This is a genomic window from Streptomyces xantholiticus, assembly GCF_014651015.1.
Lineage (GTDB): Bacteria > Actinomycetota > Actinomycetes > Streptomycetales > Streptomycetaceae > Streptomyces > Streptomyces xantholiticus.
The window spans coordinates 71,456-87,974 of record NZ_BMWB01000020.1 but is presented as its reverse complement, the minus strand read 5'-3'; the positions used below and the strand labels follow the sequence as shown (position 1 = coordinate 87,974).

Annotated in this window: 16 protein-coding genes; 10 read left to right on the top strand and 6 right to left on the bottom strand. The window is 71.7% G+C overall.

Annotation, left to right across the window (positions count from 1 at the left end; translation table 11 throughout):
• Positions 1–135: 135 nt before the first annotated feature.
• Positions 136–2,190, bottom strand: coding sequence for an NADPH-dependent 2,4-dienoyl-CoA reductase (locus IE198_RS25500; RefSeq protein ID WP_189890542.1), 2,055 nt, complete (start codon positions 2,188–2,190; stop codon positions 136–138).
• A gap of 652 nt (positions 2,191–2,842) precedes the next feature.
• Between IE198_RS25500 and IE198_RS25495 the strand changes: the two genes are divergently transcribed.
• The 5 genes from IE198_RS25495 (at position 2,843) to IE198_RS25475 (ending at position 6,169) form a co-directional block, all read left to right on the top strand.
• Complete coding sequence (locus tag IE198_RS25495) at positions 2,843–3,010, top strand: hypothetical protein (protein ID WP_189890540.1); 168 nt, start codon at positions 2,843–2,845, stop codon at positions 3,008–3,010.
• Between the two features lie 46 nt (positions 3,011–3,056).
• Positions 3,057–3,863, top strand: a complete 807-nt coding sequence (locus IE198_RS25490) for a bestrophin-like domain (RefSeq protein WP_189890538.1) — start codon at positions 3,057–3,059, stop codon at positions 3,861–3,863.
• A 99-nt stretch (positions 3,864–3,962) separates the two neighbouring features.
• Positions 3,963–5,063: an LLM class flavin-dependent oxidoreductase gene (locus IE198_RS25485; RefSeq protein WP_189890536.1), complete on the top strand. Its 1,101-nt coding sequence runs from the start codon at positions 3,963–3,965 to the stop codon at positions 5,061–5,063.
• Positions 5,060–5,674, top strand: coding sequence for an FMN reductase (locus IE198_RS25480; protein ID WP_189890534.1), 615 nt, complete (start codon positions 5,060–5,062; stop codon positions 5,672–5,674). The genes IE198_RS25485 and IE198_RS25480 overlap by 4 nt, the downstream gene beginning before the upstream one ends.
• Before the next feature lie 45 nt (positions 5,675–5,719).
• On the top strand, positions 5,720–6,169 hold the full coding sequence (locus IE198_RS25475; protein WP_189890532.1) for a universal stress protein: 450 nt from the start codon (positions 5,720–5,722) through the stop codon (positions 6,167–6,169).
• A gap of 19 nt (positions 6,170–6,188) precedes the next feature.
• Here IE198_RS25475 and IE198_RS25470 read toward each other — a convergent pair whose 3' ends face one another.
• The 4 genes from IE198_RS25470 to IE198_RS25455 all read right to left on the bottom strand — a co-directional run bounded on the left by IE198_RS25470 (position 6,189) and on the right by IE198_RS25455 (position 9,739).
• Positions 6,189–7,283 (bottom strand): MerR family transcriptional regulator, encoded by a 1,095-nt coding sequence (locus IE198_RS25470; RefSeq protein ID WP_189890530.1) that lies wholly within the window; start codon positions 7,281–7,283, stop codon positions 6,189–6,191.
• 131 nt (positions 7,284–7,414) lie between these two features.
• Positions 7,415–8,272: an ABC transporter permease gene (locus tag IE198_RS25465; RefSeq protein ID WP_189890528.1), complete on the bottom strand. Its 858-nt coding sequence runs from the start codon at positions 8,270–8,272 to the stop codon at positions 7,415–7,417.
• Positions 8,269–9,240, bottom strand: coding sequence for an ATP-binding cassette domain-containing protein (locus tag IE198_RS25460; RefSeq protein WP_189890525.1), 972 nt, complete (start codon positions 9,238–9,240; stop codon positions 8,269–8,271). Before IE198_RS25460 ends, IE198_RS25465 begins: the two co-directional genes overlap by 4 nt.
• Before the next feature lie 94 nt (positions 9,241–9,334).
• Positions 9,335–9,739 carry a hypothetical protein gene (locus tag IE198_RS25455; RefSeq protein ID WP_189890519.1) on the bottom strand — a complete coding sequence of 135 codons (405 nt, stop codon included), beginning with the start codon at positions 9,737–9,739 and terminating at the stop codon, positions 9,335–9,337.
• A gap of 195 nt (positions 9,740–9,934) precedes the next feature.
• Here IE198_RS25455 and IE198_RS25450 point away from each other — a divergent pair, with 195 nt between their 5' ends.
• The 3 genes from IE198_RS25450 to IE198_RS25440 all read left to right on the top strand — a co-directional run bounded on the left by IE198_RS25450 (position 9,935) and on the right by IE198_RS25440 (position 13,316).
• Entirely contained in the window at positions 9,935–10,933 is a 999-nt protein-coding gene (locus IE198_RS25450) for an endonuclease/exonuclease/phosphatase family protein (protein ID WP_189890517.1), read from the top strand.
• A gap of 72 nt (positions 10,934–11,005) precedes the next feature.
• Positions 11,006–11,275: a DUF2630 family protein gene (locus IE198_RS25445; RefSeq protein WP_189890515.1), complete on the top strand. Its 270-nt coding sequence runs from the start codon at positions 11,006–11,008 to the stop codon at positions 11,273–11,275.
• Between the two features lie 79 nt (positions 11,276–11,354).
• A complete protein-coding gene (locus IE198_RS25440) occupies positions 11,355–13,316 on the top strand; it encodes an FUSC family protein (protein ID WP_189890513.1) in 1,962 nt (653 codons plus the stop codon).
• Positions 13,317–13,374: 58 nt separating this feature from the next.
• Here IE198_RS25440 and IE198_RS25435 read toward each other — a convergent pair whose 3' ends face one another.
• Positions 13,375–13,779: an RNA-binding S4 domain-containing protein gene (locus tag IE198_RS25435; protein ID WP_189890511.1), complete on the bottom strand. Its 405-nt coding sequence runs from the start codon at positions 13,777–13,779 to the stop codon at positions 13,375–13,377.
• Between the two features lie 202 nt (positions 13,780–13,981).
• Here IE198_RS25435 and IE198_RS25430 point away from each other — a divergent pair, with 202 nt between their 5' ends.
• Positions 13,982–15,457: an APC family permease gene (locus IE198_RS25430; RefSeq protein ID WP_189890509.1), complete on the top strand. Its 1,476-nt coding sequence runs from the start codon at positions 13,982–13,984 to the stop codon at positions 15,455–15,457.
• A gap of 92 nt (positions 15,458–15,549) precedes the next feature.
• Positions 15,550–16,509 carry a hypothetical protein gene (locus IE198_RS25425; protein ID WP_189890507.1) on the top strand — a complete coding sequence of 320 codons (960 nt, stop codon included), beginning with the start codon at positions 15,550–15,552 and terminating at the stop codon, positions 16,507–16,509.
• Positions 16,510–16,519 lie beyond the last annotated feature (10 nt).

The following is a 16,519-nucleotide window of genomic DNA, read 5'->3' as shown; positions in this document are numbered from 1 at the left end:
AAATGTCGTGCGCATGGTATGTCACCCGTGCGACCGGGTCGTGACCGCACCTGTGACGGCCGGGGCGGGCGAGGCGTACAGGTCGCCCGCCCCGCCCGGACACCTACGTCGTGACGGCGCGTCGGGGCCGTCGGCTCACAGGGTGGCCGCCAGCCGGGTGCCCTGGTCGATGGCGCGCTTCGCGTCGAGTTCGGCGGCCACATCCGCGCCGCCGATCAGATGGACCGTCCGGCCGGCCCCGGTCAGCTCCTCGTACAGCGAACGCTGCGGCTCCTGGCCGGTGCAGAGCACCACCGTGTCGACGGCCAGGACGGACGCCGTGCCGTCCACGGTCAGGTGCAGGCCCTCGTCGTCGATCCGGTCGTACGTGGCACCGGCCGTCATGGTCACCCCGCGGTGCTTGAGCTCCGTGCGGTGGATCCAGCCCGTCGTCTTGCCGAGCCCGGCGCCCACCTTGCTGGTCTTGCGCTGCAGGAGGTGCACGGCGCGCGGCGGTGCCGGGCGCACGGGCTTCGTGAGCCCGCCGGGGGCCACGTAGTCCATGTCGACACCCCACTGGCGGAAGTACGTCCGCGGGTCCTGGCTGGCGCCCTCGCCGCCGTCGGTGAGGAACTCGGCGACGTCGAAGCCGATGCCGCCCGCGCCGATGACGGCGACCCGCTCGCCGACGGGCGCGCCGTCGCGCAGTACGTCGAGGTAGCTGACGACGCTCGGGTGGTCGATGCCGTCGATCTCGGGGGTCCTGGGCATGACGCCGGTGGCGACGACGACCTCGTCGAAGTCGGCCTCCGACAGGTCGTCGGCGGTGACGCGGACACCGAGGCGGACCTGGACACCGCGTTCGCGCAGTTGGGTGCGGAAGTAGCGCAGCGTCTCGTCGAACTCCTCCTTGCCCGGGATGCGCTTGGCGATGTTCAGCTGGCCGCCGATCTCGTCGGCGGCGTCGAAGAGGGTCACGTCGTGGCCGCGTTCCGCCGCGGAGACCGCGCAGGCGAGCCCGGCCGGTCCGGCGCCGACGACCGCGACGCGCTTCTTCAGCCGGGTCGGGGCGAGCACGAGCTCGGTCTCGTGGCAGGCGCGCGGGTTGACCAGACAGGAAGTGATCTTGAGGCTGAACGTGTGGTCCAGGCAGGCCTGGTTGCAGCCGATGCAGGTGTTGATGGCGTCCGAGCGGCCGGCCCGCGCCTTGGCCACGAACTCGGGGTCGGCGAGGAACGGGCGGGCCATCGAGACCATGTCGGCGCGACCCTCGGCGAGCACCTGCTCGGCGACCTCGGGGGTGTTGATGCGGTTACTGGTCACCAGCGGCACCGAGACGGCGCCCATCAGCTTCCGGGTCACCCAGGTGTACGCGCCGCGCGGCACCGACGTCGCGATGGTGGGGATGCGGGCCTCGTGCCAGCCGATGCCGGTGTTGATGATCGTGGCGCCGGCCGCCTCGATCGCCTTGGCGAGCGTGACGACCTCTTCGAGGGAGGAGCCGCCGGGGACCAGGTCCAGCATGGAGAGCCGGTAGATCAGGATGAAGTCTTCCCCTACCGCCTCACGCGTGCGGCGGACGATCTCCAGGGGCAGCCGGATGCGGTTCTCGTAACTGCCGCCCCAGCGGTCGGTGCGCCGGTTGGTGGCGCTCGCGATGAACTCGTTGATGAAGTAGCCCTCGGAGCCCATGATCTCGACGCCGTCGTAGCCGGCGGACTTCGCGAGCCGGGCCGCCCGTACGAAGTCCTCGATCGTCTCCTCGACCTCGGCGTCGGTCAGGGCGTGCGGAACGAACGGGCTGATGGGCGCCTGGATCGCGCTCGGGGCGACGAGGTCCTGGTGGTACGCGTACCGGCCGAAGTGGAGGATCTGCATGGCGATCCGGCCGCCCTGCGCGTGCACGGCGTCGGTGACGACCCGGTGCTGCGCGGCCTCTTCCTCGGTGGTGAGTTTGGCCCCGCCCTCGTAGGGGCGGCCACGGTCGTTGGGGGCGATGCCCCCAGTGACGATGAGGCCGACGCCGCCGCGTGCGCGCTCCGCGTAGAAGGCGGCCATGCGCTCGAAACCGCGCTCGGCCTCTTCGAGGCCGACGTGCATGGAGCCCATCAGCACCCGGTTGGGAAGCGTCGTGAACCCGAGGTCGAGCGGGCTCAGCAGATGCGGGTACGGCGTCGGCGCGGCCGTGGTGGTGCTCGTACTCGTCGTCATCGGGTGCCTCCTCGCACGGGGTGTCGACTGAATTTCTAGCGGGACCGGAGCGGTTATGCAACAAAGTGCAAAATGACACGCGCCACAGATCGGCGAGCGGTCGGACAAATGCGCTGATCAGCCATACGGGTGATCCCGGTCATACGACCGCGTTCCGGACCTCTACCGTGGCGTCGTGGCGGCATGGCAGCACGTGAGCGCACTGGGAATCGCAGCGGTTCTCGGAACACAAGGGGCGGGCCTCGTGGCCTCGCCGTCCGGTGGGGCCGACGGATCTTGGACCGCCCGGGTGTCGGTCTCCGCATTCGGACGGGCGCCGGAGCCGGGGGAGACGGGCCGGCCTGCGCCGCTTCTTTCGGTGTCGGCGGCGGTGCCCGGTCCGGCCGGGGTCACGCTCTCCGTGACCCTCGTCCTCGGGGACTGCCTGCCGACGCCCACATCGCCGCCTCCCGCGCCACCCGCCCCGGAGCCGCCGGAGCCGGTGCCCTCACTCCCGGGGCCCGCCACCCCCTCGCCCCCACCCTCCCCTTCACCCTCGCCTTCCGGGGCGCCGCCGTCACCACCCTCCGCACAGGCCGGCCCACCGGCCGCGGCGCCCCCCGGGGAACCAGCCCCCGCACAGCCGCCCGCCGCTGCTCCCTCGCCGGCACCCGTGACAGCCGTCGCCATCCGCACGTACCGGCCCTCGGCCGGCTCACCCGAGCGTTCGGGAACGCCGCTCACGGTTCTGATGCTGGTGACGACCACCCCGGCCGTGCTCGCCGCGGCCCTGCTGCGTCCCCGCTCGCAGTCCGCCTCCGGGCGGCGCGGCCGCGCCTGAGAAACACCCGCACACCACACCCCTCACCACACCACCGGAGACCCCCATGTCCGAATGGCTGGTCCTGACCATCGTGATGGCCGCCGCCTGCGCCGTCGTCCTCGTCGTCACCGTGCTCAGTCAGCGCAGGCCGCGCGGCACCGCGGCGCCGGTCGGCCTCGACGAGCGGGAGGCGCCCGAGACGCCGGACGTGCTCGAGTACATGGTGATGATGGTCGGCGTCGTCTACGCGATCGTGCTCGGCCTCGCCATCGCCGGCGTCTGGGAGGCGCGCGGAGCGGCACAGGACGCGGTGCGCACGGAGGCTCAGGCGCTGCACGAGGTCACCCAGCGGGCCCAGGTCTATCCGGCCGACTTCCGCGATCAGCTCCGTACCGACATCGACACGTATGTGTCGGAGGTCGTCGAGGCCGAGTGGCCGCGGATGGTCGACCACGAGGAGCTGTCGCCGCGCGGCACCGAACTGCTGGCGGCGGTGCGCTCCGACATCGCGGAGCGCGAACCGAAGAACGAGCTGGAGGCGCAGGCCTACCAGCCGATGCTCGACCAGGTGGCCACGGCGGAGGACGCCCGTAACGCCCGGGCGGCCGGCGCCGGCGAGACGCTGCCCGGCATCGTGTGGTTCGGCCTGATCAGCGGGGCCGTCGTGACGGTGGGGCTGATCTTCACCATGCAGATCGGCCGCTCGTTCCGCGAGCTGCTGCTCGCCGCGCTCTTCAGCGCGCTGATCGCGTTCCTGCTCTTCCTCGTGTGGGACTTCGACGCCCCCTTCGGCCGCTCCGGCTCCGAGTCTGCCGACGCCTTCCGCCAGCTCTTCCCGACCGCCACCGGTGCGGGCACCGGCACCGGCTGACACAGCCCCTCGCCGGGGGCGAGGAATAGCAGCGGGGGTGGGAGGGTTGAGCGGGTACAGTAGTTAAACGTTCAACCACTACTCGAGAGGTGAGCCGCCATGCAGTTCGGCATCTTCACGGTCGGCGACGTCACACCGGACCCGACCACCGGCCGTACGCCGAGCGAGCACGAGCGGATCAAGGCGACCGTCGCCGTCGCCCGCAAGGCGGAGGAGGTCGGCCTCGACGTCTTCGCGACCGGCGAGCACCACAATCCGCCGTTCGTCCCCTCGTCCCCGACCACCCTGCTCGGCCATGTCGCGGCCCTGACCGAGCGGATCACCCTCTCGACCTCGACCACGCTGATCACCACCAACGACCCGGTGAAGATCGCCGAGGACTACGCGTACCTCCAGCACATCGCCGACGGCCGTGTCGACCTGATGATGGGCCGCGGCAACACCGGGCCGGTGTATCCGTGGTTCGGGCAGGACATCCGGCAGGGCATCGCTCTCGCGGTCGAGAACTACGCGCTCCTCCACAGGCTGTGGAGGGAGGACGTCGTCGACTGGGAGGGGAAGTTCCGTACGCCGCTGCAGGGCTTCACCGCGACCCCGCGCCCGCTGGACGGCGTCCCGCCGTTCGTCTGGCACGGCTCGATCCGGTCGCCCGAGATCGCCGAGCAGGCCGCGTACTACGGCGACGGGTTCTTCCACAACAACATCTTCTGGCCGATGTCCCACACACAGCGGATGGTCGAGCTGTACCGGCAGCGGTACGCCCACCACGGCCACGGCGCCCCCGAGCAGGCCATCGTCGGGCTCGGCGGTCAGGTGTTCATGCGCGCCAACTCGCAGGACGCTGTGCGTGAGTTCCGGCCGTACTTCGACAACGCGCCGGTCTACGGGCACGGGCCGTCCCTCGAGGACTTCACCGAGCAGACGCCGCTGACCGTGGGCTCCCCGCAGCAGGTCATCGAGCGGACGCTCGGCTTCCGTGACGCGGTCGGCGACTACCAGCGCCAACTGTTCCTCATGGACCACGCGGGCCTGCCGCTCAAAACGGTCCTCGAGCAGCTCGACATCCTCGGCGAGCAGGTCGTGCCGGTGCTGCGCGAGGAGTTCGCGAAGCTGCGGCCGGCCGGTGTCCCCGAGGCCGCGCCACTGCATCCCGCCGTCCTCCGCCAGGACAGTGACCACAGCACGAAGGAGACGTCATGACGCAGCCGACCCGCCCCCTGAACCTCGTGGTCGTCTCGGCAGGACTGGGCGTCCCGTCGTCCAGCCGGCTGCTGGCCGACCGGATCACCGAGTCCGTACGCCGCGAACTCGCGGGCACCGGCCGTGAGGTGCGGGTGAGGGTCGTCGAGCTGCGCGACCTCGCCGTCGCCATCGCCAACAACCTGGTGACCGGCTTCCCCGCGCCCGCGCTCGCCGACGCGGTCGAGGCGGTGACCGGCGCGGACGGGCTGATAACCGTGACGCCCGTGTTCACCGCCTCGTACAGCGGGCTGTTCAAGTCGTTCTTCGACCTGATCGAGCCCGACGCACTCACCGGGAAGCCGGTGCTGATCGCGGCGACCGGCGGGACCGCACGGCACTCGCTGGTGCTGGAGCACGCGCTGCGTCCGCTCTTCGCCTACCTGCGGGCCCTCGTGCTGCCGACCGCCGTCTACGCGGCGTCCGAGGACTGGGGCGGCACGGGCGACTCGATGACCGCCACTCTGCCGGACCGCATCTCCCGTGCGGGCCGCGAGCTCGCGGCGCTGATGGGCGCGCAGGTGGCCGACGAGCCTCGGCGCGCCACGGCCACCGCCGACCTGTTTGCGTAGTTTTACGTAGGCTTGCACCGAGCTACAGCTACGGAGGTGGCCGGAATGGCGGACAAGGCAGCGGCGGGCAGGATCGTCGTCGGCGTGGACGGCTCGGAGCCGTCGATCAAGGCCCTTCGCTGGGCCGTACGGCAGGCCGGGCTGACCGGGGACTCCCTGGAGGCCGTCATCAGCTGGGAGTACCCGGCCGCCGGCTGGGCCGGCATGGTCGCCGCCATCCCGTCCGACTTCGACCCCCAGAAGCTGGCGGCCCAGGTGCTGGACGAGAGCCTGGAGCAGACGCTCGGCGCGGAGGCGGCCGCCGCCGTGGCCCGCACCGTCCTCATCGGCAACCCGGCACAGGCGCTGCTGGACCGGTCGCAGGGCGCCTCCCTGCTGGTCGTCGGCCACCGGGGCTACAGCGGCTTCAAGGCGACCCTCCTCGGCTCCGTCGGACTGCACCTGGCCCAGCACGCCCCCTGCCCGGTCGTGGTGGTGCGCGAGGAGGCCGCATGACCCTCCGGCGCCCGCCCGGTCAGGCAGGCACGACGTCCGCGACCACGCAGGCGACGTTGTCCGGCGCGCCGGCGTCGTGGGCGAGCGCGATCAGGGCGGCGACCGCGGCGTCCGGGTCGGGGGCCGCCTCGACGGTCCGCCTGATGCCGGCGTGCGGCACAGCGGCGAACAGCCCGTCGGAGCAGAGCAGATACCGGTCGCCGCGCTTCGCCTCGTGCAGCCGCAGATCCGGCCTCGCGGGCCCCTCGCTCCCGTCCAGTGCCCGCAGCAGTATGGCCCGCTGGGGGTGCGAGGCCGCCTCCTCCGCGTCGAGAGTGCCTTCGTCGATCATCGACTGGACGACCGTGTGGTCGTGCGTGATCTGGAAGAACGTCCCGTCGCGCAGCAGATAGGCACGGGTGTCCCCGATGTGGACGAGCGCCAGGCGCGATCCCGTCCACAGCATCGCGGTCAGCGTCGTACCGGAGTCGCCGAGGCCGTGGACAGCGGCGTCGGCACGCCGGACGGCGTCCTCGAGGGCGTTGAGCAGGTCGCCGGCGCGCGGCGGTGCCGCGTCCCCGAGGGCCTCCGCCGCCTCGGTCTCCAGCGGTTTGAGCGCGTCGACCGCGGCGGAGCCGGCCCGTCCGCCGTCCGCGCCGAACCCGTCGGCGACAGCGAGCAGACGGGACCCGGCGTAGGCCACGTCCTGGTTGGAGTCCCTGACGAGTCCGCGGTCCGAGCGGGCGGCGTAGCGGATCGCCAGAGGAGTGGTGAGCTGGGACATCGTGTCGGTGTCCTTCCCCGAGAGCTGGTTCACGAGGAAGTCCGCCAGGTCCCTGCGCGCGGAGGTCTCCGCCTCCACCCGGGCCCAGTGGGCCCGGATCTCCCGGGCCGCCGCGGACGCGTCCGACTCGGCCAGGTCGCAGACCTCTTTGATGCGGGCCAGCGGCATGCCGATCCGCCGCAGCCACGCCACCAGCCGGGCGCGTTCCGACTGCGCCTCGTCGTAGTACCGGTAGCCGGTGAACGGGTCGACACGTGCCGGGCGCAGCAGGCCCATGTCGTCGTAGCGGCGCAGTGCCTTCGCGGACAGCCGGGAGACACGGGCGAACGCCCCGATGGTCAGCAGGCCCATGGGTCCCCCGGCTCTTCTCCTCGTGCCGGGCGCCTTCGCCCGGCACTGTCGATGCTGGGCTTTCCCTCAGGGAGAAGGTCAAGCGAAGGTGCCCCCGGATCGCCGGGGGCACCTTCGGGGCGGCTCGAAGGTCACTTGCGGTTGTACAGGCGCATGGTGACAGAGCCGAAGACGACCACGAGCACCGCCGACCAGCCCAGCGACCAGGCGATGTCCGCCGCGGGCCAATTGCCGGCCATCAACTCGCGGACAGCCGTGGACACATGGGTGACGGGACTGTTGTTGACGAAGGCCTGGAGCCAGCCCGGCATGGTGCTCGGGTCGACGAAGACGTTGCTCAGGAACGTCATCGGGAAGATGACCATCATGCTGACGCCCATCACCGACTTCTCGGTGCGCAGCAGCAGACCGAACATGGTCCAGATCCAGGAGAACGAGAACGAGAAGACCATCAGCAGCGCGACGCCGAGAGCGATGCCCACCGGTCCGCCGTCGGGGCGGTAGCCGATGAGCAGCCCGACGGCCAGCATCACGACCGAGGCGATCAGATAGCGGACGACGTCACCGAGGAGGTAGCCGACCATCGGCGCGGGCCGCCAGATCGGCAGCGTACGGAACCTGTCGAAGACGCCCTTGGAAATGTCGTTGTTGACGGCCACCCCCGTGTACATCGTGATCATCACGACGCTCATGGTGAGGATGCCCGGCAGCAGGAACTGGATGTACGCGTCGACGGAGCCGGCGATCGCGCCTCCGAAGAGGTACGTGTACATCAGCACCATCATGATCGGGAAGGCGGTCACGTCGAAGAGCTGCTCCGGCACATGCTTGATCTTGAGCATGGCCCGCCAGCCGAACGTCAGCGACGCCGACCACGCGCTGGGCCTCGGCGGCCGCTCCGTGGCCACCAGCAGCGAGGCGAGGTCCTTCGTCCTCGGTGCTTCGAGTTCGGCATCGCCGAGGTCCTTGGTGGTGGTCGCGGTCGTCATGCCGCCTCCCCCTTCTTGTCGGTCAGGGCGAGGAAGACCTCGTCCAGGCTGGGCTGTCCCAGCGCGAAGTTGTCGACGGTGATGCCGGAGCGGGCGAGCTCGGCCAGTGCGTGGGCCGCCTGCTCGGCGGCGCCGCGCTCCGTGCCGTGTCCGTTGACCCGGGCCGTCAGGGCGACCGGGTCGGCGTCGAGCAGCACTTCGGCGCCAAGCGCGGCGGCGAGCACCCGTTCGGCCTCCGGCCGCTGCTGCGCGTCCCGCAGCCGCAGATGCACGGCCCCGGAGCCGACGGAGGCCTTCAACTCGCCCTTGGTGCCCTCCGCGATCACCTTTCCGTGGTCGATCACGGCGATACGGGAGGCGAGTTGGTCGGCCTCGTCCAGGTACTGCGTGGTCAGCAGCACCGTCGTCCCCTGGGACACGACGGCGCGGACGATGTCCCAGACCTGGTTGCGGCTGCGCGGGTCGAGGCCCGTGGTCGGCTCGTCGAGAAACAGCAGATCCGGCGTGTTGAGGATGGAGGCCGCGATGTCGATACGGCGCCGCATACCGCCCGAGTAGTTCTTCACCTGCTTCTCCGACGCGTCGCGCAGCCCGAACGCCTCCAGCAGCTGGGCCGCCCGCTCACGGGCAGCCGGCTTGCCGTGGCCGAGCAGCCGACCGAGCAGGACCAGGTTCTCGGTGCCGGTCAGGTCCTCGTCGACCGAGGCGTACTGCCCGGTGAGGCTGACCCTGCTGCGGACCGCGTCGGCGTCCTTCTGCACGTCCTTGCCGAAGACACGGGCCTCGCCGCCGTCGGGCCGCAGCAGGGTGGCGAGCATCCGGACGGTGGTCGTCTTGCCCGCACCGTTCGGACCGAGGACTCCGTAGACCGTCCCTGCGGGTACCCGGAGGTCGACGCCGTCCACGGCGCGGTTGTCGCCGAAGACCTTCACCAGTCCCGTGGTCTCGATTGCCAGTTCTGTACTCATCGTCCGTTCGTCCGTCCTTCGGTTCCGTCTCGCCGTCCGTGCAATGCAGACGCGATCCGATGCCCGAAGTAATCGGTCGCACGGCCGCCGGTTGTCACTCGCGCGTGTAGTAGAAGTAGAAGACCGCCATGCCCACACCCACACCCACCGCGACACCGATCCCCGCGGCCCTCAGGACGCTCCCTCCGGCGAGGCTGGTCAGGAAGCCGATGGTCGCCGCGGTCAACGCCCCGTAGGCGAGGGCGCGCAGTTCTCGTGGCAGCCGGTGCTGGATGCGGCCCAGTCCGAAGGCCAGGCCCGCGAGGACCAGCGCGGTGATCACACCGAGGACCCACTGGCCGCCGGTGGCGACGCCGCCCTCCTCGACACGCTTGATGACGGCGGCCCAGATACCGAAGGTCAGGCCCAGGGTGACGGGCAGTGCCCAGGCGAGAGGACTGTGATGCCGGGGTTCGTGCGTCCGGCGCCGACGGTGCGGCATCGCTGCGTGTGTGGCCATGGCCGAGAGCTCCTTCCCTCTCCCCCCGCGCCCCCTCTACAGGGCACACCCGCACGCGGTCGCGGGCAAGTCCTGGGACCGCCCGCTCCGACCGGTCGGCCGCGCCGTCGCCCGGCACTTGCAACGGATCGGCAGACCCCGGCGTCTCAGGAGAGACCGGAAGACGAGCAGACGCACGCACGGGGGACCGCACATATGGAGACCGGTTCGGACGGGGCCACCTCACAGACGACGCACCGCGCCCGGCGCGGCGGCGGGTGGTCGGCCGGGCTGCTGCTCGTCGTTCCGACCGTCGTCGCCGCCTGTCGCGCCGCCGACACGGACGGTGTCACGCCGGTGCCGCAACTGCTGGCCTTCCTTCCGTGGCTGCTGGTGCCCGCGGGTGCCGCCGCGCTGCTCGCCCTCCTGGCGCGAATGCGTTTCCTCGTCGGCTGGGCGGTCACGGTGCTCGTCCTCATCGGGTGGTTCGTCAGGCCGTACGACACCGGCCTGACCGAGGAGCCGCCGGGCCGGGCCGTGGCCCGCCTCACGGTGCTCACGTCGAACGTCGAGTTCGGGCGGGCGACGGACGCGCTGGTGGAGACGGTGCGCCGCGAACAGCCGGATCTGGTGTTCGTGCAGGAATGCGACTACGCGTGCGCCGACGCCCTGGAGTCGGACGTGCCGCGCACCGACTATCCGTACCGCAACGTCGTCGCGGGTGGCACGGCGTCCGGCTCGGCGATCCTCAGCAGGCACCCGCTGCGTCCGGCGCCCGGTGTCGCGGGCGCGCTGGCCATGCCGGGGTCCGTCGCCGACGTCGCCGGGCGTCAGGTCGCCCTCCAGCTCGCGCACCCCCTGCCGCCGGTCCCGGACGCAGTGGACGACTGGCGCCGTGAGCTGGGCCTGCTGCGGGAGCACGCGGCCGAAGCGAAGGACGGTCCGAGCATCGTCGCGGGCGACTTCAACGCCGGTCAGGACCACGCAGCCTTCCGTGACATCCTCCGGGCGGGCCGGCTGAGCGACAGCGCCACCGTGGTCGGCGCGGCCCGCACCCCCTCCTGGCCGGCAGACCTGCGCCGGCCACTGGGTACCCAGATCGACCATGTGCTGGTCAGCGAGGACTTCTCGGTGCGCAAGGCCCGCTTCCTCGACCTTCCGGACACCGACCACAGGTCCCTGCTCGTGGAGCTGGCACTGCACGATGTGCGCTGACGGCCCCCGCGCGCGAGAGTCGAGCGAGAGCACTGCGCACTGAGCGCGAGCAACACGCACGGAGCGGACGCCATGGACCACGAGCAGAGCAGCGAGAGCGTCGACGAGCAGATCATCGACAACATCGGCAACCTCGTCGCGGAGGAGCGCGCCCTGCGCAACCGCTCCACCGACGAGCAGGGCCTCGCCCCCGACGAGATGGCCAGGCTGCGCGAGCTGGAGATCCAGCTCGACCAGTGCTGGGACCTGCTGCGGCGGCGCCGGGCCAAGACCGAGTTCGGCGAGGACCCCGGCACGGTGAAGGAGCGCCCCGCGGAAGAGGTGGAGAACTACCGCAGCTGAGCCGTCCCGTAACGGGACGCCACCGGCCAGGACGCGGCGGAGCTTGCGCCCGCAGGTCCGTTCGGGGTCTCTTGAAGCCATGGGACGACGCGAGGACGGCACCGGCGGACACACTGGACGCCTGACACCGCCGGACTGGCTGACGCACGGTCTGCGGCCCCAGCCGGCGCCCGTCCCCAAGGCCGCCGTCGGCCGTGCCGCCGTCGCCCTCGCCGCGCCGCTGGCCGCCGGGCTCGCCGCCGGACGCCCCGAGTACGGCGCGCTGGTGTCGATGGGCGCGCTGTCCGGCGTCATCGGCGACACCGCAGACGCCTACCGGATGCGGCTGCTGAACATCGCCGTCCCGCAGTTCTTCGGCGCTGTCGGCGTCACGCTGGGCATCCTGGTGTACGGGGAGGGCTGGCTCGCGGTCGGCGCGCTCACCCTTGTCGCCCTGGTGTCCGGCATGATCTCGTCGATCGGCGCAGTGGCCTCCGTGTCCGGGCTCCTGCTCCTGCTGAACGCGGTGGTCGGAGCGGGGCTGCCGATGCCCGGCCCCTGGTGGAAGGCCCCGCTCCTGCTCTCGCTCGGCGGGCTGTTCGTCCTCGTACTCACCCTGCTGGCCTGGCCGTTGCGCGCCCGGGTGCCCGAGCAGTCGGCGGTCGTCGCGACGTACCGCAGTGTCGCCGAGTTGCTGGCCGCGGCGGGCACGACCGACTACGACGCGCGCCGGCAGGAGGTCACCCGGTCGCTCAACACCTCGTACGACCTGATTCTCGCCCGGCGGGCCCGTGACCACGGGCGGCGCAGCCCCTTGGTGCAGCTCCTCGCCCAGCTCAACGTGGTGATCCCGCTGGTCGAGGCGGCCGCCGCCGCCCATCTGTACGGACGGGCATCCCGCCGACCGGAAATCGCGGAGGCGGTGCGCAAGTTGGCCGACTCACTCGAGCAGGGGCGCGGCAGCGCGCCCGAACTCGTCCTCCCGCCGCCACAGGGACCGGCCGACCGTGCGGTGAACAGCGCGCTGCGCCACGCCTCGGCGGTGGTGCACCACACGGGCCCCGAGCCGGAAGGCATGGACGACCGGCTCGGCCGGCCCGCCGCGCTCGGTGTCCGGGCACGGCGGGCGATCCGCAACATGCTGCTGTCGGAGCCGTCGTGGCGTTACGGGCTGCGGCTCGCGCTCTGCATCGGGCTGGCGCAGACGCTGGTGTCGCTGGTGCCCGTGACGCGCTCCTACTGGGTGGCTCTCACCGTCACGTTCGTCATGAAGCCGGACTTCGGGTCGGTGTTCTCCCGTGCGGTGCTGCGCGCTCTCGGCACGGCCGCCGGGCTGCTGGTGGCTGCCGCCGTGCTGGCGGCGGTGGAGCGCGGCTGGTGGGACGTGCCGGTGATGATGGTGCTCGCGGCGCTGATCCCGGCGTTCTCCGTGAAGGGGTACGCCTTCCAGACCGCGGCGATCACTCCGGTGATCCTTATGCTGTCCGACATCCTGGGCCACCAGGGCTTCCACCTGGTGCTTCCGCGTCTGGTGGACAGCCTCGTCGGGTGCGGGATCGCGCTGGTGGCCGGGTATCTGCTGTGGCCGGAGAGCTGGCACACCCGGATCGGGGACCGGCTCGCGCAATGCGTCGAGGACACGGCGCGCTATGTGGTGTGCGCGTTCGGCGGCCTGGAGCAGACGGGGCGGGCGCAGGCACGGCGTCGCATCTACCGGGACCTGTCCTCGGTTCGCTCGGAGTTCCAGCGTGCCCTGACGGAGCCGCCGCCGACCGGTACCCGGGCCGCGGCCTGGTGGCCGCTGGTCGTCGCGGCCGAGCGGATCGTGGACGCGACGACAGCGGCGCGGGTCCGCGTCGACCACGGGGCCGAGCCTCCTGGTCCGGAGGAGGTCGCCGGCATCGAGCGGCAGCTGCACGAACTGGCGGACGGTCTGCGCTCGAGCGAGGTGCTGGTCGAGGTGCGGGCCGACCTGCCGGGCGACGACGAGGGCGTGCTGGCACCGCTGCGGCAGGAGGTCAGGGCGGCGCGGGCGATCGCGTCCCCCCGGCCGCGCCGATGACGACCGGCCCCGGCGAGCCGTGCCTCAGGCATTCGGCCACGAGGCCCGGCCGGTCGCCTCAGGCCTTCGGACGCCCGCCGTGGAGCCGCTCCAGCTCGCGCCGGTCGCGCTTCGTCGGCCGGCCGGCCCCCCGGTCCCGTACCGCCGCCGGGGCCGTGAACTCCTTGGGCGGGGGCGGCGGGCTGTTGTCCACGTAAGCCTGTACCGCGACCGGCGGGCCGACCCGCTTCCGAAGGATCTTCGAGACGACCACGATGCGCTCGCGCCCCGCGTGGAAGATCCGCACCTGGTCCCCGGCACGCAGCGACTGGGCGGGTTTGACCCGGTCGCCGTTGACCCGGACATGGCCCGCGCGGCAGGCTGCGGAGGCCTGCGAGCGGGTCTTGGTGAGCCGTACGGACCAGATCCAGACGTCGACCCGTACGGTCCCCTCGCCTGACGCGGACGATCCCTCTGCAGCCATGCCTCGACTCTACGACCTGGCGCCTGCGGACCGCCCGCACAGCCACGTGCGGGTGGGGGCGGCCCCCTCCCCTCACCACAGCGCACACATCCGACTACGATGCGCACGATCCCTGTGACGGAGGCGCTCCCTCCGCACTCGGGCGACCCCTTCTTGATGCGTCGGCACACACCGCGTGGCGCAAGGGCATTCGGAGACTTCCATGCGCAGCAGCTCCGGCAGAGGGCTTCGGCCAGGTGTCCTCGGGACGTTCGACACCACCGTCATGGCCGTGGCGGGCAGTGCCCCTGCCTATTCGATCGCGGCCACCACGGCCGTGCTCGTCGCCACGGTCGGCCTCGCGGGCCCCGCCGCGCTGCTGTACTGCGCGATACCCATGCTCGGCATCGTCCTGGCCTTCGGCAGACTCGGCCGCATCGACGTCAACGCGGGCGCCGCGTACTCCTGGGTCGGCCGGACCCTCCATCCGTTCCTCGGCTTCCTCTCCGGGTGGGCGCTGGTGGTCTCGGCGACGATCTTCATGGTGGCGGGTTCGCTGCCGGCGGGGGCGATGACGCTGGCGCTCTTCGATCCGGCACTCGCCGAGAACACGGCCCTCTCGACCGCCGTCGGCGCTGCCTGGTTCCTCGCGATGCTGCTCGTCGTGCTGGGCGGGGTCCGGCTGACCGTACGGGCCCAACTACTGCTGTCCGGCGTGGAGATGGTGATCCTGCTGCTCTTCGTCGGTGCGGCCCTGCTGCACGACGGAGCGGCCGCCGCCTTCGACTGGTCGTGGTTCGGCTTCTCCCACTTCGAGGGGACGGCCGGGTTCGCCTCCGGGGCGCTGATCGCCGCCTTCTACTTCTGGGGCTGGGACGTCACCAGCAACCTGAGCGAGGAGACCCGGGACAGCCGCCGCACGGCGGGGCTCAGCGCTCTCGTCGGCGTCGGTGTCGTCTTCCTGCTGTTCGAGGCGTTCACGATCGCCGTCAACGTCATCCTGACGGCCGGGGAGATCCAGGCGGCGGGATCGAACGTGCTGGCCGTGCTCGGTGCCGCGATCTGGCCCGGCGTGGGCGGGAAACTGCTGGTCGTGGCCGTGCTGCTGTCGACGGTCGCCACCTTGGAGACCACGCTGATCCAGGTCACCCGCTCGCTGTTCGCGATGGGCCGCGACCGTACGATGCCCGCCGTGCTGGGACGCGTCCACCGCCGGTGGAAGACACCCTGGGTGGCGGTCACCGCGGTCGGGGTCGTCGCACTCGCCATGTTCGTGGCGTCCATGGCGCTCGGCTCGGTGGGTGACGTCGTCGCCGCGGCGGTCGCCGCGATGGGCCTGCAGATCGCCTTCTACTACGGGCTGGCGGGGATCGCCGCCGTCGTCGCGTACCGCAGGACGCTGCTGACGTCCGTGGGCGATTTCGTGCTCGGCGGTGTCTGGCCGCTGCTCGGCGCGCTGTTCATGCTGTGGATCTTCTTCGAGTCGCTCGGTGAGCTGAGCGGCGCGGCGGTCGCGATCGGTCTCGGCGGTCTCGCCATCGGGCTGGTGCCGATGGTCGTCCACTGGCGGCGCGGGAGTGCGTACTACCGGCCGGCCAGGCTTGACGCCGCCTCTGCGGCCGCCTCCGGCGACGACCACGGTGGCCACGGCCCGCACGGCGGGGACTACGCCGACAAGGCGCTGGCCACGGATTACTGAGCCCACCGGGCCGCTGCCCACCACCCGGCTGCGAAACGCCGGCCACCGCTGAACGCCAGTCGCACCGTGCACAGCCGAGGGAAGTGCCGCACATGGTCGTACGCCGCCGCTTCGTACCCGACTTCGATCCCGCCTTCGGGGACCGGCCGCTGGCCGACGCCCTGCACGACATCGTGATCGGCAGATGGCAGGGCGTCCGTGAGCTGCTGCACGACACCGGCGACGACTGGCCGCTGCGCACCCACCGGATCCGCCTGCTCGCCCATGCCGCGGCCGGGTCCCGCGCGACCGAGATCTGGCGCGCGGCGGAGCCGTCGGGTCCGGACGCTGCGGTCGTGAGCGCGGCGACCGAGGTCGTGCGCCTCTTCCAGCTGGCGATCGCCGCCGGCCGCGGTACCGGCACCGACCGTACGCGGCTCGACGCCGCGGTGACGGCCTGCCTCAAGGCCGCCGACGCCCACCCCACCGACCCGATGCCGTGGATCTCGCTGCTGACGGTGGCCCGGCTCTACGAGGACGGGGTGCCACGGCGCGAACTGCGGGGCTGGTGGGAGGAGATGCGCCGGCGCGACCCTTACAACGTCGAGGGCCATGTGCAGCTGCTGCGCTACCACTCGGCACGCTGGCACGGCACGCACGGCAGGATGTACGACTTCGCCCGGGACGCGGCCGGGGCTTCACCGCCCGGATCACCGCTGCCCGTGCTGGTGCAGATTGCCCGGGCCGAGGAGTACCGGTACGTCGCCGACGCGGCGCAGGGCCGCGTGGTGCGCGGTTTCGACCAGCACTGGAAGCACGAACTGGCGATCACCGAGATCCGCCGCACCTGGGAGCGATGGATCCTGTGGCGTACGGACGGGCCGGTCGCCCCGCAGGAGATAGGCGAGCTCAACTACCTGGTCCACGCCGCCTGCCACGCGGGCCTGCGCCTGGAGGCGAGCGGACTGTTCCGGCTGCTGGGCCGCCGCGCTGCGCATCTCCCGTGGGCGTACACGGGAGACGCCGCCGAGCAGTTCACGAGGTGGCGCGCGCAGATGGACGCCACCCCGTGAACCCGTCACG